Source organism: Inhella inkyongensis (genome assembly GCF_005952805.1).
Classification (GTDB): Bacteria; Pseudomonadota; Gammaproteobacteria; order Burkholderiales; family Burkholderiaceae_C; genus Inhella; species Inhella inkyongensis.
The window spans coordinates 2,649,499-2,668,726 of sequence record NZ_CP040709.1 but is presented as its reverse complement, the minus strand read 5'-3'; the positions used below and the strand labels follow the sequence as shown (position 1 = coordinate 2,668,726).

General features: G+C 57.1%; 17 protein-coding genes and 1 tRNA gene. 10 read left to right on the top strand and 8 right to left on the bottom strand.

Annotation, left to right across the window (positions count from 1 at the left end; all coding sequences use genetic code 11):
- Positions 1–290 precede the first annotated feature (290 nt).
- A complete protein-coding gene (locus tag FF090_RS12540) occupies positions 291–1,280 on the bottom strand; it encodes a DNA-methyltransferase (protein WP_138857043.1) in 990 nt (329 codons plus the stop codon).
- Positions 1,281–1,369: 89 nt separating this feature from the next.
- Here FF090_RS12540 and FF090_RS19280 point away from each other — a divergent pair, with 89 nt between their 5' ends.
- Together FF090_RS19280 and FF090_RS12535 are read left to right on the top strand one after the other, a co-directional pair.
- Positions 1,370–1,603: a helix-turn-helix domain-containing protein gene (locus FF090_RS19280; protein ID WP_175423645.1), complete on the top strand. Its 234-nt coding sequence runs from the start codon at positions 1,370–1,372 to the stop codon at positions 1,601–1,603.
- Positions 1,575–2,147 carry a restriction endonuclease gene (locus tag FF090_RS12535; RefSeq protein ID WP_175423644.1) on the top strand — a complete coding sequence of 191 codons (573 nt, stop codon included), beginning with the start codon at positions 1,575–1,577 and terminating at the stop codon, positions 2,145–2,147. Before FF090_RS19280 ends, FF090_RS12535 begins: the two co-directional genes overlap by 29 nt.
- A gap of 97 nt (positions 2,148–2,244) precedes the next feature.
- Here the strand turns inward: FF090_RS12535 and FF090_RS12530 are convergent, their stop codons facing one another.
- Entirely contained in the window at positions 2,245–2,658 is a 414-nt protein-coding gene (locus FF090_RS12530; protein ID WP_138857042.1) for a hypothetical protein, read from the bottom strand.
- 34 nt (positions 2,659–2,692) lie between these two features.
- The gene (locus FF090_RS12525) at positions 2,693–4,054 is read right to left on the bottom strand and encodes a MobA/MobL family protein (protein ID WP_138857041.1); all 1,362 of its coding nucleotides are present in this window, start codon (positions 4,052–4,054) and stop codon (positions 2,693–2,695) included.
- A gap of 240 nt (positions 4,055–4,294) precedes the next feature.
- Here FF090_RS12525 and FF090_RS12520 point away from each other — a divergent pair, with 240 nt between their 5' ends.
- Positions 4,295–4,576, top strand: a complete 282-nt coding sequence (locus tag FF090_RS12520) for a hypothetical protein (protein ID WP_138857040.1) — start codon at positions 4,295–4,297, stop codon at positions 4,574–4,576.
- Here the strand turns inward: FF090_RS12520 and FF090_RS12515 are convergent.
- The 4 genes from FF090_RS12515 to FF090_RS12500 all read right to left on the bottom strand — a co-directional run bounded on the left by FF090_RS12515 (position 4,560) and on the right by FF090_RS12500 (position 7,407).
- Positions 4,560–5,849 carry a phage integrase gene (locus FF090_RS12515; protein ID WP_138857039.1) on the bottom strand — a complete coding sequence of 430 codons (1,290 nt, stop codon included), beginning with the start codon at positions 5,847–5,849 and terminating at the stop codon, positions 4,560–4,562. The two genes, FF090_RS12520 and FF090_RS12515, sit on opposite strands and share 17 nt — an antisense overlap.
- Before the next feature lie 75 nt (positions 5,850–5,924).
- Positions 5,925–6,015, bottom strand: a tRNA-Ser gene (locus FF090_RS12510).
- A 34-nt stretch (positions 6,016–6,049) separates the two neighbouring features.
- Positions 6,050–6,958, bottom strand: a complete 909-nt coding sequence (locus tag FF090_RS12505) for an SPFH domain-containing protein (protein ID WP_138857038.1) — start codon at positions 6,956–6,958, stop codon at positions 6,050–6,052.
- 17 nt (positions 6,959–6,975) lie between these two features.
- Positions 6,976–7,407 (bottom strand): NfeD family protein, encoded by a 432-nt coding sequence (locus FF090_RS12500; RefSeq protein WP_138857037.1) that lies wholly within the window; start codon positions 7,405–7,407, stop codon positions 6,976–6,978.
- A gap of 123 nt (positions 7,408–7,530) precedes the next feature.
- Between FF090_RS12500 and FF090_RS12495 the strand changes: the two genes are divergently transcribed.
- A complete protein-coding gene (locus tag FF090_RS12495; protein ID WP_138857036.1) occupies positions 7,531–9,792 on the top strand; it encodes an arginine/lysine/ornithine decarboxylase in 2,262 nt (753 codons plus the stop codon).
- A gap of 63 nt (positions 9,793–9,855) precedes the next feature.
- Here the strand turns inward: FF090_RS12495 and fabI are convergent, their stop codons facing one another.
- A complete protein-coding gene (gene fabI / locus FF090_RS12490) occupies positions 9,856–10,638 on the bottom strand; it encodes an enoyl-ACP reductase FabI (protein WP_138857035.1) in 783 nt (260 codons plus the stop codon).
- A gap of 205 nt (positions 10,639–10,843) precedes the next feature.
- On the opposite strand from fabI, the gene rimP reads away from it, so the two are divergent.
- The 6 genes from rimP (at position 10,844) to typA (ending at position 19,118) form a co-directional block, all read left to right on the top strand.
- Positions 10,844–11,380, top strand: coding sequence for a ribosome maturation factor RimP (gene rimP, locus FF090_RS12485; protein ID WP_138857034.1), 537 nt, complete (start codon positions 10,844–10,846; stop codon positions 11,378–11,380).
- Positions 11,377–12,852: a transcription termination factor NusA gene (nusA, locus tag FF090_RS12480; protein WP_138857033.1), complete on the top strand. Its 1,476-nt coding sequence runs from the start codon at positions 11,377–11,379 to the stop codon at positions 12,850–12,852. The genes rimP and nusA overlap by 4 nt, the downstream gene beginning before the upstream one ends.
- Positions 12,853–12,925: 73 nt before the next feature.
- Positions 12,926–15,856: a translation initiation factor IF-2 gene (gene infB / locus FF090_RS12475; RefSeq protein ID WP_138857032.1), complete on the top strand. Its 2,931-nt coding sequence runs from the start codon at positions 12,926–12,928 to the stop codon at positions 15,854–15,856.
- 75 nt (positions 15,857–15,931) lie between these two features.
- A complete protein-coding gene (gene rbfA, locus FF090_RS12470) occupies positions 15,932–16,330 on the top strand; it encodes a 30S ribosome-binding factor RbfA (protein WP_138857031.1) in 399 nt (132 codons plus the stop codon).
- A complete protein-coding gene (gene truB / locus FF090_RS12465; RefSeq protein WP_138857030.1) occupies positions 16,330–17,280 on the top strand; it encodes a tRNA pseudouridine(55) synthase TruB in 951 nt (316 codons plus the stop codon). The genes rbfA and truB overlap by 1 nt, the downstream gene beginning before the upstream one ends.
- Before the next feature lie 8 nt (positions 17,281–17,288).
- Complete coding sequence (gene typA, locus FF090_RS12460) at positions 17,289–19,118, top strand: translational GTPase TypA (RefSeq protein WP_138857029.1); 1,830 nt, start codon at positions 17,289–17,291, stop codon at positions 19,116–19,118.
- The last annotated feature ends 110 nt before the right edge of the window (positions 19,119–19,228 follow it).

Below are 19,228 nucleotides of genomic sequence, written 5' to 3'. Positions count from 1 at the left end.
GGGTGTAGAAATACATCCGGCTTTTCTTTTGTCTTTTCACTTTTTTGATGGTGGTCAAACCATCAATTCTTGGTCGATAATGTGATATCAAAAGTAAATGATTCTTTGCAGAAAAAAAACTCTTGAAACCCGCATGGAATCTGGATTCTTTGTGAATTGTGTATGGCTAATACAATTATTCCCTAGCCCCTGACCCATCCCCGGCCCCCTTTCGGGGTGCCGACCCTTCCTATCCCCGCGCAAGCGTGGGGACCAGAAGGGTATTTAGTGCTAGTCCAAAAATATATAGACTAAATAATTGACCTTTGCGCCAAACCGAGCGTATCAACTTTTTCGCCAGCGGCAAGTAATGAAAAGATGTTTTTAATTTCAGACATCGGCTTTTCTTGAACAAACCGAAAAACCGACGCTAATGCAAATTCGCGGGACTGCTCAAAGGCTAGCCAATTGCGGTTTTCATTTTCACATACGAACCCCGTGGTGTTGGAACCAGCGAAAATATCTACCACCAAGTCACCGGGGTCGGTAAGAAAGCGAATAAAAAATTCTGGCAATTTTGCCGGGAAACGTGCAGGGTGCGCGGAAACACCAACTTCTTTGCATAATTTTAAATAACTCGAACTCGCCTCGGAATTCGGTATTTGCAATAGGTTAGACGGAATTGCACCGCCATTATCCTTGCCAAAACTAGAACCTATGTCATGCCCTGATGGACGTTTGGCCGGAGTGTAATAAGCCTCCGGATTCTTTATTAGCTTTTTCATCTTTTCCGAGTATTCGGCAAGAACCTTAGACACGTCCGCCTTTGGCCACTCAGTTTTTGAGAGCCACCACACCGTATTTACCGAATCCTTCGCTCTTATTTTTCGTTTATTTACCCATTCAATAGGTGACGGCAATTTTGAAGGGTTGTACCAAAAAAATTCTTCTGCGAGATGAAAGCCAATTTCATCGCAAAACTTGATGAGTACGCGGTAATTGTAAAGGCTTCGCACCGGAACTCCTTTCCGGTAAGCGCCTCCTAAATCAACTACAAAAGAGCCATCGGCTTTTAATTTCTTATGAACAAGTTCAGCGAATTCCGCAAGCCAGTCAATGTATTCATGCTCGTCTTTATTTCCGTAGGACTTCTGACGCTGCAATGCGAAGGGCGGAGATGTCATAACCAGATTGACAGATTCATCTGGTAGTTGACGCAACAGTTCAAGGGAGTCACCCACATAGGCCGCTCCTAGCCCTGTCGTATAAAGCGGTGCGTCGGTCAGTTTAGGCAGGTGCATAGGGGTTCAGTGTCGAAAATGAGACTTATAGTCTGTAGATACAAAGTTGTCAAGCAAGGATCATCTGGGCTTTCACCGACGTCCAGAGCATGACAGCACGACAAAATTTTGCGTACAACCTGAGAAGTCTCAGGAGCACCAAAGGTATCTCGCAAGAGAGACTTGCGGACTTAGCAGAATTGCATCGTACATATGTTAGTTCGGTTGAGCGCTGTGAGCGGAACATTTCCATAGACAACATGGAAAAGTTGGCTGCTGCTCTGGGTGTTGACATCAGAGACCTGCTGCAACCCAATGACAACCCTTCCGACAGAATCCGATAAGGAAAAATTTGACCGCCTTTTTCCGTATGTACGCGAATACCAAGAATTAGCGTCAAAATTTAATATCAAAGATATTTTTCAAGACAACGGTGGCAAATACCTGCAATTGCTAATGTTGTTGGGCCTTTCTACTGATGGAGCCCGCGAAGGCAACGATGCAATTGATGCCCAGGGCAATGAGTACGAAATCAAAACTGTAAATCTTGATTTACAGCATCAGTTTACGACTCATCACCATATGAATCCTCGAATTATTGCAAAATATCGCAAGGTTGATTGGTACTTTGCTGCGTTTAAGGGAATTGAGTTGCAGGTAATTTATCGGCTTAAACCCGCTGACATGGAGCACTACTACTCTAAGTGGGAAAAGAAATGGCATGATAAGGGAGGGGTCGATGAGAACAACCCAAAAATCTCTCTAACATATGTAATGGAACATGGAGACATTGTTTGGCTTCCTGCGAATGTAAAAGCATTCGTTAAACCAAAATTGGTAAAAGACCCAAATCGCCCGGTGAGAAAGCGTGCTAGAACGCTGGACTAACCGAAGGCTATCTAGCTGGTGACCCCCCAGCCCCCATGCCCCAGCGCGGGGGAGCATTACCCCACAAAGCAGAAAAGCGGCCTAAGAGCCGCTTTTTTTATTCTGGGTACACTGGGTTAATAAGACCTTTCATGACTTCGTCGAGACGGTATCTGGCATATTTTTTAGCTTCATCTAATTGATGCTGTATCGGCAAAAGGTCGATACTTGAATAATCTTCGATACTGTAACCAAGCAACCCGAGGGGCGGGTAAAAACCTGCAAGCCGCAGTAAATTAATTTGTTTGACGTAGTTCAAAAACCTAGAACTATTTAAAACGGGTAAATAAAGGTATTCGCATTTGTACTTACCACGACTAAGAGGTCGATAAGCGATAGGGTCATCTTGCAGTGGTATTTTTAAACGTTTTGCGCGTTTTTTTGAAAATAAAAAATCAACATCAAGATTTCCATGTCGTTCTGGATATATTAATTTTACAAAATTAGTTGTAACGTCTGGATTATTGAACATATCGGTCTTTCTTAATTGCGTTTATATTAAAATTTTAACGACCGAATTCAATATATTTCGACCAATAATTATCTTCTTTCGTGGGGTCTAGACCTACTGTCCAATCTCTATATGGCTCGAACGATTGGCGCGCTTGTTCTTCTTTTAATTCGCGTTCACGTTCTAATTTTGCGGCGTGTGCAATTTTTATTTGTGCTTCTGCTTCTGAAATTTTAGCGTTGTGGCTGATTATTTCGTTGTACTGCTCAACAAGTGACAACAAATTGTTATCTCCAAGAGTTTTTTTGTATATGGTTCTCTTGTGCTCTATGGCGGATAAAGCTTTTGTAGCTTGTGCTAACTTCAAGTCGTAGCGTTCAATTTTTTCTGCGCCCAAGCCAATTTTTGCAAAAAGTCTTTGAGTTCTGGTCGGCTCATGGGCTAAAAGTGCGTCATAGTTAGCCTTCCATTTCTCTTCAACAACTTTCAAATCTCGCGCTTTTTTTAGCGTGTCTTGATGCTTTTGATATGCGATTTCGCAGGCATGAGGGATTTTTTTGCGTTTAAAAGGAATTTCTAATTCGGCTGGTGGGGTAGCCTCAACCTTTTCCATATCGACGCTTTTAGGAACATCTGGCGCGGGTGTGCTTTCAGGGATTTTCAAATTTGAAGCGTTAGAAAGCTCTGCTTTCAACAGCTCGGCTTTTTTTTCATGTGTGGCTACATTGGCGCGATGTATTTTCACTTGCGTGTTTTGTTTGGTAATAGCGGCTCGGTATTCTTTTCCGGCTTGAATGGGGATATGTTTCGTTGGAATGTGTGTGGGGTCAATGTCCACAAATTTTCCCGAATAGACATAAAAATCTGAGCCAACCTTTTCGGCGTGGTCGTTGACAATTTTGCAAATTGCTTCCCGAAGTTTCGAAACTTCGCCAGTCTTCATATCATCAAGAATTCGGGTCTTTTTTCCAAATTGTCCAAATTCGTCCACGGCTCTCGTGGTGAACATCATGTGTACGTGATTGTTTCGATGATGTTTATTGGGGGCGTGAATTGAGCCAGAGACGGCTACGCCGTAAGTATTGCGCAGGTGCTGCGCAATGTCGCGGACGCATTCGCGCCGCTCGTCATTTGTCCACTCATCGGGAAGGGGGAGCATCAGCTCACGGGCAACCGTCGAATTCTTACGATTCTCTGCGGCTTCGGCTTTATTCCATAATTCTGAAATGTCATCGGCACCAATAAGCAACGTTTCAACGTGGCCTTTTTTGCGCGTGTAGTCGTGAATTAATCCCGTAGTCTGGTCTATGAGCTTTACACACGCACGATAAGCAGCAGCAGCCACCGCACTGCGCCCAGCGCTGCGCGATATGGTTTGCAGAGACGGAGTAAACCAAGTGGCAAGAGATTTAGACATAAGCTAAATCTCCAAGGTTGCGAAGCAATGGCCCCGCAGGGCGAACGCAAATCTCCCCCTTGTGGGGAGTTTGCATAAGTGAGCCCTTGCAGGGGGCTAATTGATGATGACTATTTAAGTTATACGCTAACATATATCTTCTCTGCTAATTTCAGAATAGCAGAAAAAATCACGATATGCGAATTTAATTAGAATCTGAATTAACTTTATGCTACCCTTATTTTATTGGGGGTAATTAAAATGAAAGCAGATGATATAAAAAATAAAATAGAGAAGCTAAAAGTTGAGAAAAGTCAGCTAGACAAACGTCAGCGGAATCTCGAAGCACTCATGAATAAAAAGAAAAAGGATGAAGACACTAGGCGGAAAATCGTCCTAGGGGCTATCATCCTTGCAGAAATTAAAAAAAGAGAAAATCTACGAAAGTATGTCGTAGGTTTGTTGAGCACGCTGCGAGAGCGTGATAAAGAACTTTTTAAGGAGTTTTTAGAAAAGACTGAGGAGACTACATCGGGTCAATGAGTTCTGAAAAGTCGCTAACTAAGCCCTCCCAAGGGGCTTTTTTTTCGCCTATCAGGTCGCGGAATTTTTCAAGGGTCGGGAAAATAGCGGCGGCAAGTTCGTCAACGTTAATTTTATTTGTGTATATCGCAACGTTCACGTTCTCAATTTCATGTCCAATGAATTGACAGCGATTCTCTAAACTCACTCCATTTTTCATGAGCTCATTGTTTACGAATTTTCTTAGGCTGTGAAAAACTAATTTTTCTCGCGTGATTTTAGCGCTCTCTAAATTTCTTGCGAACTTCTTGCCTACTGCGTTGCCGGTGCCCTTACCTTCTTTTTCTACGTATTTGAAAATCTTATCTGTTTTCTTATCGAGAAATTCTGAAATTCGTTCTAGTAGGTAGGGATGAAGTGGAACTTCACGAATTCCAGCGTTTGTTTTGCTATCGCGTATAACGAGATAATTTATCTCGGTCGTGCTTTTTTTGAAATTGTCTTTTTTGAGGCTAGTAATTTCACCAATGCGACAGCCCGTAAAAAGTCCAAATAGTACAGCGGTTGTATAGTCGGGGTCTTTTTCTTCTTGCTCTTTGAAGAATTCACTATTGAAAAACTGTTCTATTTCTTCTTTCTCAAAAATGGCATAGCCGCCTTTAAGGCGCTGCTTCTTCGTAAGTAGTGCGCGGTTTTGTGCCGGGTTGCCGTTTCGTGTGTAGCCTTGCTTGACAGCAAAATTGAAAACTGCGCGGACAATTGAAATCTTGTTGTCAATCGTGCGGACGCCATTTCCTTTTTCGGCTAGGAATTCTTGATAGCGGGTTACATCGCTAGCGGTGATGCGCGTAATCGCCGGGTTTTTTAAGAACTTCGAAATTTCTTCTATGCAATTCTTGTATGCAATTGCGGTAGCTTGCGTTACCTTTTTGAGCAACAAGAATTTTTCGAGCAATTCAGCCAATTTCAGGGCGGTGGGGTCGTCGGCCTGGACTGGTGCCGCTACGGGTGCGGGTGCTTGGGGTTGTGCCTGCTGTAATTGCTGCATGGCTTGCAGGGCCTGCATTAGCCGGGCGTGGTCTTCGTCGCCATCGGCTTTCAGGATGCCTCGGGAGAGGTCTAGCTCGTACTTTTGGGGCAGGTCTTTGCGCATCAAGCTATCCAGCAGAGTGATAGCTCGGATGATAGCTACCCGCTGGTAGCTGGTTCGTAGGGAGCGTTTGACCTGCTTGCCACCGATGCGGGTGTGCAGGTAGTAGCTTGAACCAAGGAGATAGATGGGCAAACCGAGCATGTTGCTACCAGTTTTGCTACCACCCAAAACAAGAAAACCCTTGTAAGTGCTTGACTTACAAGGGTTTTTTGCAATTGGCGGAGAGGGCGGGATTCGAACCCGCGGTGGGCTATTAACCCACACACGCTTTCCAGGCGTGCGACTTAAACCGCTCATCCACCTCTCCGAAGCCCGCCATTCTAGGCGACTTTTTGGGGCGATCAGGACTTCCCGCTCTTGATGAGTGCCATGGCAGTGCCGATTAGGCCGCCAACCTCACTCATATTGCCTGGAACGATCATGGTGTTGTTCTTCTGTGCCAGCTGGGCGTAGGCATCCACGGCCTTCTCGGCGACCTTGAGTTGCACCGCCTGGTCGCCGCCCGGTTGCTGAATGGCTTTGGCGATTTTGGTGATGGCGTCAGCGGTGGCGTCGGCCACGGCCGTGATGGCAGCCGCTTCACCCAGGGCCTTGTTGATCTCTGCCTGCTTTTCGCCTTCAGAGCGGGCGATGGAGGCTTCGCGCTCGCCGGTGGCAATGTTGATCTGCTCTTGGCGACGCCCCTCGGAGGCGGCGATCAGCGCACGCTTCTCGCGCTCGGCCGTGATCTGGGCCTGCATGGAGTGCAGGATTGCCGGCGGGGGCGTGAGGTCCTTGATTTCGTAGCGCAGCACCTTGACGCCCCAGTTGGAGGCGGCCTCGTCCAGGGCCGAGACCACGGAGGCGTTGATGGCGTCGCGTTCTTCAAAAGTCTTGTCCAACTCCATGCGGCCGATCACCGAGCGCAAGGTGGTCTGTGCCAATTGAGTGATGGCGACGATGAAGTTGCTGGAGCCGTAGCTGGCACGCATGGCGTCCGTCACCTGGAAGTAAAGGATGCCGTCGACGGTCAGCTGGGTGTTGTCTTTGGTAATGCATACCTGGCTGGGGACGTCCAGCGGGATTTCCTTCAAAGAGTGCTTGTAGGCCAGGCGGTCAATAAAGGGCACCAGCAGGTGCAGGCCGGGAGCCATGGTGCGGTCGTACTTGCCCAGGCGTTCGACGACCCAGGCGTGTTGCTGCGGAACGATCTTGATCGCGCGGCTGATGAAGAGCACCGCGATGGCGGCGATGACGAGGGCGATTTCCATGGATTCTCCGAATGGGCTCAGTTCGAGCGTGTCAACTCAAGCGTATTGCCGCGCAGGGCGGCAATACGGTGGGGGCCAGGTTGGGGGACGCCCTGCCCCTGGTAGTGCGCGTCCCACTGGGTGCCGCGGTACATCACCTTGGTTTGCCCCTGTGGCCCCCAGCCTTGGACCTGGACGGTTTCTCCGACGTCCAGATTGACGTCACGGTTGCCTTCAACGTCAGGAGTCGCTGCGCCGGACTGGCGGCGATAGCGGTACCAGCCAAAGGTCGTGACGGCACCAGTCAGCGCAGCCAGAACGATCTGGGTGGAAGGGCTCAGCCCCCCATGCGCCCCCAAGGCTCCGGCTGCAGCCCCCAGGGCCAGCATCAGCAGGTAAAAACTGCCGGTTCCGAGCTCAACTGCGACCAAGAGTCCGGCCAAGATCCACCAAGCGGTGGCGTCATTCATACAGTCCTCCCTGTGAATTTCATACGCGGGTCAGTTTAGGGCGGCACCATCAAGACTTTGCCGGTGCATGCGCCCTAAACTTCGCGCCCTTTTTCTTGTTCGGCCCATTCTGGAGCCTCTGCCATGCTGCGTTTTCACTTCCCCATCGTCATCATTGATGAGGACTACCGCTCCGAGAACGCCTCGGGTCTGGGCATTCGTGCGCTGGCGGACGCGATCAAGAAGGAGGGCATGGATGTCCTGGGGGTCACCAGCTACGGCGATCTGAGCCAGTTCGCCCAGCAGCAAAGCCGTGCGTCAGCCTTCATCCTGTCTATCGACGACGAGGAGTTCACGCCCGGCCCTGAGCTGGACCCGGCCGTGCTGAACCTGCGCAAGTTCATCGAGGAAATCCGTTTCCGTAATCCGGACATCCCGATCTACATCTACGGCGAGACGCGCACCAGCCAGCACCTGCCCAATGATGTTCTGCGCGAACTGCATGGCTTCATTCATATGTTCGAGGACACGCCGGAGTTCGTGGCGCGTCACATCATCCGCGAGGCCAAGAGCTATCTGGACGGCCTGGCGCCCCCGTTCTTCAAGGCGCTGATGGACTACGCGCAGGACGGCTCCTACAGCTGGCACTGCCCGGGCCATAGCGGTGGCGTGGCGTTTCTGAAGAGTCCGGTGGGTCAGATGTTCCACCAGTTCTTTGGCGAGAACATGCTGCGCGCTGACGTCTGCAACGCGGTGGAAGAACTGGGTCAGCTGCTGGACCACACCGGCCCGGTGGCGGCCTCAGAGAAGAATGCGGCCCGCATCTTCAATGCCGATCATTGCTTCTTTGTCACCAACGGCACCAGCACCAGCAACAAAATGGTCTGGCATCACACGGTGGCGCCGGGCGACGTGGTGGTGATCGACCGCAACTGCCACAAGAGCAATCTGCACGCCATCATCATGACCGGGGCCATCCCCGTATTCCTGACGCCGACGCGCAACCATCACGGCATCATTGGCCCCATCCCCGAGAGCGAGTTCTCGCCTGAGACTATCCGCGCCAAGATCGCCGCCAACCCGCTTTTGAAGCATGTGGATCCGGCCACCGTCAAGCCCTCCATCCTGACGCTGACGCAGAGCACCTACGACGGTGTGCTCTACAACACCGAGACCATCAAGAACAAGCTTGACGGCTACATCCCGACTCTGCATTTCGATGAGGCCTGGCTGCCGCACGCAGCCTTCCATGACTTCTACGGTCAGTTCCATGCGATGGGCAAGAACCGCCCACGCCCCAAGGAAGCGATGGTCTATGCCACGCAGTCCACGCATAAGTTGCTGGCCGGTATCTCGCAGGCTTCGCAGGTGCTGGTGCAGGATTCCCAGCAGGTCAAGTTGGACAAGCATTTGTTCAACGAGGCCTATCTGATGCACACCTCAACCTCACCGCAGTACTCCATCATCGCCAGCTGCGATGTGGCGGCGGCCATGATGGAGCCTCCGGGCGGCACGGCCTTGGTGGAGGAGAGCATTCGCGAGTCGCTGGACTTCCGCCGTGCCATGCGCAAGGTGGACGAGGACTATGGCGACGACTGGTGGTTCAAGGTCTGGGGCCCCGATCACCTGGCCGAGACCAGCGATCCGAAGTCGGCCGACTGGCTGCTGCACGCCAATGAGGAATGGCATGGCTTCGGCGCGCTGGCCGAGGGCTTCAACATGCTGGACCCGATCAAGTCCACCGTGATCACTCCCGGCATGGATATGGAAGGGCGCTTTGCCAAGACCGGTATTCCGGCCTCGGTGGTGACCAAATTCCTGGTCGAGCACGGCGTGGTGGTGGAGAAGACCGGGCTTTACAGCTTCTTCATCATGTTCACCATCGGCATCACCAAGGGCCGTTGGAACACGTTGCTGACGGCGTTGCAGCAGTTCAAGGATGACTACGACAAGAACGCACCGCTGTGGCGCATCCTGCCGGAGTTCTGCGCCAAGTACCCGAAATACGAACGCATGGGTCTGCGCGACCTTTGCCAGAGCATCCACGAGGCCTATGCCGAAGGCGATATCGCGCGCCTGACGACGGATATGTATCTGTCCAATCTGCAGCCGGCGATGACGCCCACCGACGCTTATGCCCATATTGCGCAGCGCCGCACCGAGCGGGTGGGCATCGACGAGTTGGAGGGGCGCATCACCACCAGCCTGCTGACGCCTTACCCGCCGGGCATTCCGCTGCTGATTCCGGGCGAGCGCTTCAACAAGAAGATTTGCGACTACCTGAAGTTCACCCGCAACTTCAATGCCAAGTTCCCGGGCTTCGCAACCGATGTGCACGGCCTTGTGCACGAGGTGGACGAGGAGACCGGCAAGGGGCGCTATTACGTGGACTGTGTGAAGCAGTAAAAGTTCGGCAAAAGAAAAGGGCTCCGCAAGGAGCCCTTTTTGTTTGGGGAAGTGGAGCTTGGCTTATTCGTCGGCGGCAAGGGCCACGTGGCTGAATCCGCCATCCACGTACAAGATCTCGGCGCTCACGCCGGCCGACAGGTCCGACAACAGGAAGGCGGCCGCGTTGCCCACATCTTCGATGGTGATGTTGCGGCGAATCGGCGCGCTGGCGGCGAAGGCCGAGAGCAACTTGCCGAAGTCCTTGATGCCTGAGGCGGCCAAGGTCTTTATGGGGCCGGCGGAAATGCCGTTGACCCGCACGCCTTTGTCGCCCATGGCGTGGGCCAGATAGCGCACGCTGGCTTCCAGGCTGGCCTTGGCAAGACCCATCGTGTTGTAGTTGGGCACGTAGCGCATGGCGCCCAGATAGGAGAGGGTCAGCAGCGAGGCGCCGGGGCGCAGGCGCGGCGCGGCGGCCTTAGCCATGGCGGGGAAGCTGTAGGCGCTGATGTCGTGGGCGATGCGGAAGGATTCGCGCGAGAGGCCGTCGAGGAAATTGCCAGCGATGGCTTCGCGCGGGGCAAAGCCGATCGAGTGCACAAAGCCGTCGAATTCCGGCCAGACCTCGCCCAACTGCGCAAAGGTGCGCTCAATTTGGGCGTCATCGCCCACGTCGCAGTCGTAAATCAGATCCGAGCCGAATTCGGCTGCGAAGTCGGTGATGCGGTCCTTGAAGCGTTCGCCAACGTAGGAAAACGCCAACTCAGCGCCCTCACGGTGGCAGGCCTTGGCGATGCCATAGGCGATGGAGCGGTTGGAGAGCACGCCGCTGATCAAGAAGCGCTTGCCGGCCAGAAATCCCATGTTGAATCTCGTTGCTGCGAAAGGGCCGGGATTCTGGCACTTCTGTTGCGTGCTGGGTTCATGTATCGGGTAAGCCCGGCTTTCGGGCTAGAATCGCGGCTTCGCTGTAGATGTGTAAACGTGGGCGGGGCTTCCAGCCCATTTTTTTTGGCTAAACGCTTTTGGGTGTTTTGGCCGTGCAGTCCTAGGGGTGAGCGGGTCGCGGATGAACTGGCAAGCAGCAGTTGAGAAAACAGTCACGGGTTTGAACCTGGAGTTGGTCGAGTGCGAGCGCTCGGCCGGTGGCTTGCTGCGCGTGTTTATCGATCGCCTCCCGGTCCCGGCCGACCAGCCGCAGCCCTTTGTGACGGTGGATGACTGCGAACGTGTCACCCGCCAGTTGCAATACGTGCTGGAAGTGGAGGGATGCGATTACAGCCGGCTTGAGGTGTCCTCGCCGGGCTTGGATCGTCCTCTGCGCACGCCTGAGCACTACGCCCGCTTCAGCGGCTCGCAGGTGGACATCACCCTGCGTGCGCCCTTTCAGGGGCGGAAGAAATACCGTGGCCTGCTGCAACAGGCCGAGGAAGAAGGCAGCTGGCGCCTGGTGTTCGGCGAGCCCGGCCAAGAGCAAGCCTTGGATTTCAAGCTGGACGAGGTGCGTGATGCGCGCCTGGTGCCGGTGATCGATTTCAAGGGTCGGAAGAACAAGCCGGCCCAGCCCCAAGATCAAAAGAAGCCCGACGGAGATCAGACCCCATGAACCGCGAACTGTTGTTGTTGGTGGATGCCATTTCCCGCGAAAAGAGCGTGGAACGAGAGGTGGTGTTCGGTGCCGTGGAATCGGCCCTGGCGCAGGCCACCAAGAAGTTTGTCGGCGGTGAGGTCGACATTCGTGTGGCCATCGATCGCGAGTCGGGCGAGTACGAGAGCTTCCGCCGCTGGCTGGTGGTGCCCGATAGCGCGGGTCTGCAGAACCCGGACTCCGAAGAGTTGCTGACGGACGCGCGTGACCGCATTGCGGACATCGATGAGGGTGACTACATCGAAGAGGCGATCGAGTCGGTGCCCATTGGCCGCATCGGCGCGCAGGCTGCCAAGCAGGTCATCCTGCAAAAAATCCGTGACGCCGAGCGCGAGCAATTGCTCAACGATTTCCTGGCTCGCGGCGAAAAGATCTTCGTCGGCACTGTCAAGCGTCTGGACAAGGGCGACATCATTGTCGAGTCCGGCCGAGTGGAAGGCCGTCTCAAGCGCGGCGAGATGATCCCGAAGGAAAACCTGCGCAGCGGCGACCGCGTGCGCGCTGTGCTGCTGGGCATCGACCCGACCGCGCGCGGCCCGCAGATCATGCTGTCGCGCTCGCATGGCGACTTCATGAAGGAATTGTTCGCCCAGGAAGTGCCTGAGATCGAGCAAGGCCTGCTGGAGATCAAGAGCTGCGCCCGCGACGCTGGCAGCCGCGCCAAGATCGCCGTGGTGTCGCACGACCGGCGCGTGGATCCGATTGGTACCTGTGTGGGCGTGCGCGGTTCGCGCGTGACCGCCGTGACCAATGAACTGGCCGGCGAGCGTGTCGACATCGTGCTGTGGAGCGAAGACCCGGCGCAGTTCGTCATTGGCGCCCTGGCCCCGGCCAACGTCTCGTCCATCGTGGTGGATGAAGAGCGCCATGCCATGGACGTGGTGGTGGATGAGGAAAACCTCGCCATCGCCATCGGCCGCGGCGGGCAGAACGTGCGCCTGGCTTCTGAATTGACGGGTTGGCGCATCAACATCATGACGGCCGAGGAATCGGCTGCACGCAAGGCCGAAGAAGACCAGGGCGTGCGCCGTGTCTTCATCGACAAGCTGGACGTGGACGAAGAAGTCGCCGACATCCTGATTGCCGAGGGCTTTACCAGCCTGGAAGAGGTGGCCTATGTGCCGCTGGCTGAAATGCTGGAAATCGAGAGCTTTGACGAAGACACCGTGCACGAGTTGCGCGCTCGGGCCAAGGACGCTCTGCTGACGATGGAAATCGCCCGCGAGGAGTCGGTGGAAGAGGTGTCTCAAGACCTGCGTGACCTCGAAGGGGTGACGCAGGAGCTGGTGGCCAAGTTGGCCGACGGCGGCGTGCACACCCGAGACGAACTGGCCGATTTGGCGGTGGATGAGCTGGTCGAAATGACTGGCATGTCCGAAGAGGGCGCGAAGGCGCTGATTCTGAAGGCGCGCGAACACTGGTTCGCCTGACCACCACGAATCGAACCGAACCGACCGCCCTCCTGCCCCACCGCAGCAACACCGACCCCCAAGGATTCCACTGATGGCTGTGACCACCGTCGCCCAATTCGCTGCCGAGCTCAATCGCCCGGCCGGCACGCTGCTGGAGCAGCTGCAGGCCGCCGGGGTGCCCAAAGCCTCTGCCGCTGATGCGCTGACCGATAGCGACAAAGAGCGTCTACTCGAACACCTGCGCCAGTCTCATGGCACGGGCGCTGACCGCAAGAAGATCACCCTGGTCAAAAAATCGACCAGCGAAATCAAGCAAGCCGATGCCAGCGGCAAGGCACGCACCATCCAGGTGGAAGTGCGCAAGAAGCGCGTGTTTGTGAAGCGCGATGACGCGCCGGCTGGCGAAGACTTGGCCACGCAAGAAGCTGCCGATCTGGCCCGCCGCGAGGAAGAGGCACGCGCGCAGGCTGAGGCCCTGGCTCAGGAGCAAGCGGAGCTGGAGCGTCAAGCGCGCGAACGCGCCGAGGCCGAGGCCCGTGCTGCCGCTGAGCGCAAGGCTGCTGAGGAACGCGCCGCCGCTGAGCGCGCCGCGGCCGAAGCGGCTGCCAAGGTGGCGGCCGAAGCAGCGGCCAAACAGGCAGCTGAAGCCGCCGCTGCGGCCCTCAACGCCAGCGCCAAGGCCGGCGCCAAGTCAGCGGCCAAAGCTGAAGCCAAGCCTGAGGCGAAGGTTGAAACCAAGGTTGAAGCCAAGGTCGAACCCAAGGTGGAGGCGCCTGCGCCTGCTCCGGTCGAGCCCCCCAAACCCACGGTCCGCGTGGTGAAGGCGGCCGATATCAACGCCGAGACGGCCGCCAAGGCTGCCGAATTGGATCGTCGCCGCAAGGCGGCCGAGGCCGAAGCGGCCGCCATCCGGGCCATGATGAATGCGCCCAAGAAGGTGATGGTGGCCAAGAAGCCCGAGGAGCCCAAGCCGGCCGAGCCAGCGGGCATCAAGGGCACCCTGCACAAGAAGCCGGGTGCGACCGGAGCTCCGGCTCCGGCAGCGCCGGGCGCGGCCAAGCCGGGCGACAAGAAGTCCGTCAAGAGCGAGAAACTCAGCTCCAGCTGGGCCGATGACGCCGCTAAGAAGCGTGGCCTCAAGACCCGCGGCGATACCGCCAGCGCGGGTCGTGGCACGCCGGGCTGGAAGTCGCCGCGCGGCGGCGCCGGCCGTCGCGGCGATCGCGGCGACAGCCCGAGCAACTTTGTGGCGCCGACTGAGCCGGTGATTCAAGAGGTCCACATCCCTGAGACCATCACGGTGGCGGATCTGGCCCACAAGATGTCAGTCAAGGCCGCTGAGGTCATCAAGAAGATGATGCAGCTCGGTCAGATGGTCACCATCAACCAGGCGCTGGACCAAGAGACGGCCATGATCGTGGTCGAGGAAATGGGCCACAAGGCCTTCGCGGCCAAGCTGGATGATCCGGATGCTTTCCTGGAAGACGACGCCACCGAGAAGGAATTCGAGGCGCTGACGCGTCCGCCGGTGGTGACCGTGATGGGTCACGTGGACCATGGCAAGACCTCGTTGCTGGACAAGATCCGCAGCGCGCGCGTTGCCTCGGGCGAAGCCGGCGGCATCACGCAGCACATCGGCGCCTACCATGTGGAAACGCCGCGTGGCGTGATCACCTTCCTGGACACCCCGGGTCACGAGGCCTTCACGGCCATGCGTGCTCGCGGCGCCAAGGCGACTGACTTGGTAATCCTGGTGGTGGCCGCCGACGACGGCGTGATGCCCCAGACCAAGGAAGCCATTCACCACGCCAAGGCGGCCGGCGTGCCGCTGGTGGTGGCGATCAACAAGATCGACAAGCCGGGCTCCAACCTCGACCGCGTCAAGCAAGAGCTGGTGGGCGAAGAAGTCGTGCCTGAAGAGTACGGCGGCGATTCCCCCTTCGTGCCGGTGTCGGCCAAGACGGGAGAGGGCATCGACAGCCTGCTGGAGCAAGTGCTGCTGCAAGCCGAAGTGCTGGAACTCAAGGCGCCGGTCGAGTCCATGGCCAAGGGCCTGGTCATCGAAGCCAAGCTGGACAAGGGTCGCGGCCCGGTGGCCACGGTGCTGGTGCAGAGCGGCACGCTCAAGCGCGGCGACGTGGTGCTGGCTGGCTCGACCTTCGGCCGTGTGCGCGCCATGCTGGACGAAGATGGCAAGGCCACCACCGAGGCTGGCCCGTCGATTCCGGTGGAAATTCAGGGTCTGTCCGATGTGCCGCGCGCCGGCGACGAATTCATGGTGCTGGGCGATGAGCGCCGCGCCCGTGAAATCGCCACCTTCCGCGCCGGCAAGTACCGTGACGTGAAGTTGGCCAAGCAGCAGGCCGCCAAGCTCGAGAACATGTTCGAGATCATGGGCAAGGGCGATGTGCAGACCCTGGCGCTGATCGTCAAGGCCGATGTGCAGGGTTCGCAAGAAGCGCTGGCCGCTTCGCTGCTCAAGCTCAGCACCGAAGAGGTGCGGGTGCAGATCGTGCATGCGGCCGTGGGCGGCATCAGCGAGACCGACATCAACCTGGCTATCGCCTCAAAGGCTGTGGTCATCGGCTTCAACACCCGTGCTGACGCCGGCGCGCGCAAGTTGGCCGAGGGCAATGGCGTGGATCTGCGTTACTACAACGTCATCTATGACGCGGTGGACGATGTCAAGGCGGCCATGAGCGGCATGCTGGCTCCCGAGCAGCGCGAAGAGATCCTGGGTACCGCCGAGATCCGCAACGTCATCGTCGCGACCAAGATCGGCACGATTGCGGGCTGTATGGTCACGAATGGCACGGTCAAGCGCGATGCACGCTTCCGCTTGCTGCGCGACAACGTGGTCATCTACACCGGCGAGCTGGATTCGCTCAAACGCTTCAAGGACGACGTCAAGGAAGTCAAGGAAGGCTTCGAGTGCGGTGTCAAGCTGAAGAACTACACCGACATCCACGAAGGCGACCAACTCGAATTCTTCGAAATCAAGGAAGTCGCCCGAACCCTGTAAGCCGGCATCAGGTTCGCGACAAGCCCCGCCGGCAGCCTCTGCCGGCGGGGTTTTGTCCATCATCAGGTATCCCCCATGCGCCACAAGAAATCCACTCCCAATCGCAGCTTTCGCGTCGCCGACCAGATCCAACGAGATCTGGCCGAGTTGGTGCGCGAGTTGAAGGATCCGCGCATCGGCATGCTGACGATCTCTGGCGTCGATGTGACTCCGGACTACGCCCATGCCAAGGTGCGATTCACCTTGTTGGTGGGTTCGCCCGAGGACACTGCTGAGGCCCTCAATGAGGCCGCCGGCTTCCTGCGCAATGGCCTTTTCAAGCGCTTGCAGATCCACACGGTTCCGACCCTGCATTTCCACTTTGATCGCAGCACCGAGCGAGCGGCCGAGATGAATGTGCTGATCACCCGAGCTAACAGCACGCGCGCGCTGGACGATGCGGCTGCTGCCGCGGATGAGACCCGCGAGGACTGATGAACCCGCAGCAACGCGTCCGCCTGCCACGCCGTGCGCTGCACGGAGTGCTGCTGCTCGACAAGCCCTTGGGTCTGTCGAGCAATGACGCGTTGCAGCGCGCCAAGCGATTGCTGCGCGCAGAGAAGGCGGGCCATACCGGCACGCTCGATCCGCTGGCCACCGGCTTGTTGCCCCTGTGCTTTGGCGCCGCCACCAAGTTCAGTCAGCTGAACCTGGAGGCTGACAAAGCCTATGTGGCGACCTTGCGCCTGGGCCAGACCACGAGCACGGCGGACCGCGAGGGGGAGATCCTGCGCGAGCGCGAGGTGAACTTCAGCGACGAGCAGTTGCAGCAAGCCTTGCAGGCCCTGCGCGGTGAGATCGATCAGATTCCGCCCATGCATTCGGCCCTCAAGCACCAGGGCAAGGCCTTGTACGAGCTGGCCCGCCAAGGCGTGGAGGTGGAGCGCACACCGCGCCGGGTCTGTATTCATGCGCTGGAACTGCTGTCACATGCGGGCGAGACGATGCAATTGGCGGTGCGCTGCTCCAAAGGCACCTACATCCGCACCCTGGCGCAAGATCTGGGCGAATTGCTGGGCTGCGGCGCCCACCTGAGCGCGCTGCGCCGCACCCAAAGCGGTCCGCTCGATCTGGCCCAGGCCGTCACCCTGGACCAGTTGGAAGACATGAACGACGAGCAGCGCCTGGCCACTCTGCTGCCACCCGATACCCTGCTTGCAGACTGCCCGCAGATTCGGCTGAGTGCCGAGGAGGCTGGCAAATTGTTGGCCGGCATCCGGCGACGCACTTCGGCCGCACCGGCGGCGCGTGTGCGTGCCTTCGGCCCCGAGCCCCTGGCCTTCCTGGGCAGCGCCCGGGTGGCTGGTGGCGAATTGATTCCTGAGCGATTGCTCAGCCCCGTCGAGCTGCAGACCCTGCTCGCCGGCCCCGCATCACTGACCTGAGACCTGCCATGAGCAACAAGCAAATCCGCAACATCGCCATCATTGCCCACGTGGACCATGGCAAGACCACCCTGGTGGACCAGCTGCTGCGCCAAAGCGGCACCTTCGCCGCGCACGAGCAGGTTGAAGAGTGTGTGATGGACAGCAACGCGATCGAAAAAGAGCGCGGTATCACCATCTTGGCCAAGAACTGTGCGGTGAGCTGGGAAGGCACGCACATCAACATCGTCGACACCCCGGGCCACGCGGACTTCGGCGGTGAAGTGGAGCGCGCGCTCTCTATGGTGGACGGCGTGGTGTTGCTGATCGACGCCCAAGAAGGCCCGATGCCGCAGACTCGCTTCGTGACCAAGAAGGCCTTGGCCTTGGGCCTGCGCCCCATCGTGGTGGTGAACAAGGTGGACAAGCCGGGTGCAAAGCCGGACGCCGTGATCAACGCCGCGTTCGATCTGTTTGACAAGCTGGGTGCCACCGACGAGCAGCTCGACTTCCCGGTGGTCTATGCCTCCGGCATCAACGGCTGGTCCTCGCTGGAAGAGGGCGAGCCGGGCCAGAAGTGGGGCGAGAGCATGACCCCGCTGTTCGAAACCATCCTGCGCCATGTGCAGCCGCACGAGGGCGAGGAAAACGCACCGCTGCAGATGCAGATCAGCTCGCTGGACTATTCGTCCTATGTGGGTCGCATTGGCGTGGGTCGCATCAACCAAGGCACCGTCAAGCCCGGCATGGACGTGCTGGTGATGGAGGGGCCGGATGGCAAGTCTGTGAAGGGTCGCATCAACCAGGTGCTGAAATTCAAGGGCTTGGATCGCATGATGGTTCAAGAGGCTGGACCTGGCGACATCGTGCTGATCAACGGCATTGAGGACATCGGCATGGGTGTGACCATCACCGATCCGCTGAATCCCCAGCCCCTTCCGATGCTGAAGGTGGACGAGCCCACGCTCACCATGAATTTCTGCGTCAACACCAGCCCCCTGGCCGGCCGCGAAGGCAAGTTTGTGACCAGCCGCCAGATCTGGGACCGTCTGCAGAAGGAACTGCAGCACAACGTGGCCCTGCGTGTGAAGGAGACCGACGAGGACGGCATCTTCGAAGTCAGCGGTCGCGGTGAATTGCACCTGACCATCCTGCTGGAGAACATGCGCCGCGAGGGCTTTGAGCTGGCCGTGGGCAAGCCGCGCGTGGTGTTCAAAGAGATCAACGGCGAGAAGTGCGAACCCATCGAGCTGGTGACGGCCGACGTGGAGGAGCAGCACCAGGGCGGCGTGATGCAGGCTCTGGGCGAGCGCAAGGGCGAACTGGTGAACATGGAGCCGGACGGCAATGGCCGCACCCGCCTGGAATACCGCATCCCTGCACGCGGTCTGATCGGTTTCAGCAACGAGTTCCTGAACCTGACGCGCGGCTCGGGCTTGATCTCCAACATCTTTGACGGCTACGAGCCGCACAAGGGCGACATCGGCAGCCGTAAGAACGGCGTCCTGATCTCGATGGATGCCGGCGAGATCTTCACGTATGCGCTGGGCAAACTGGACGATCGCGGCCGCATGTTTGTGAAGGCCGGCGACCCGGTGTACGAGGGCATGATCGTGGGCATCCACAGCCGTGACAACGATCTGGTGGTGAATGCCACCCGCACCAAGCAGCTGACCAACTTCCGCGTCAGCGGCAAGGAAGATGCCATCAAGATCACCCCCCCGATCGACCTGACGCTGGAGTACGGCGTCGAGTTCATTGAAGACGACGAACTGGTCGAAATCACGCCCAAGAGCGTGCGTCTGCGAAAGCGTTACCTCGCCGAGCACGAGCGCAAGCGCATGGCGCGTGGCGGCTGATCCCCCGCGCCTTCCCCGATGCCCCCTCAAGGGGGCGATGCGGGTGACCGGCAAAGCCGGACCCACCGCGTCCGCTGGATGGACTGAGAACTGGATCAACCGACCGTCCG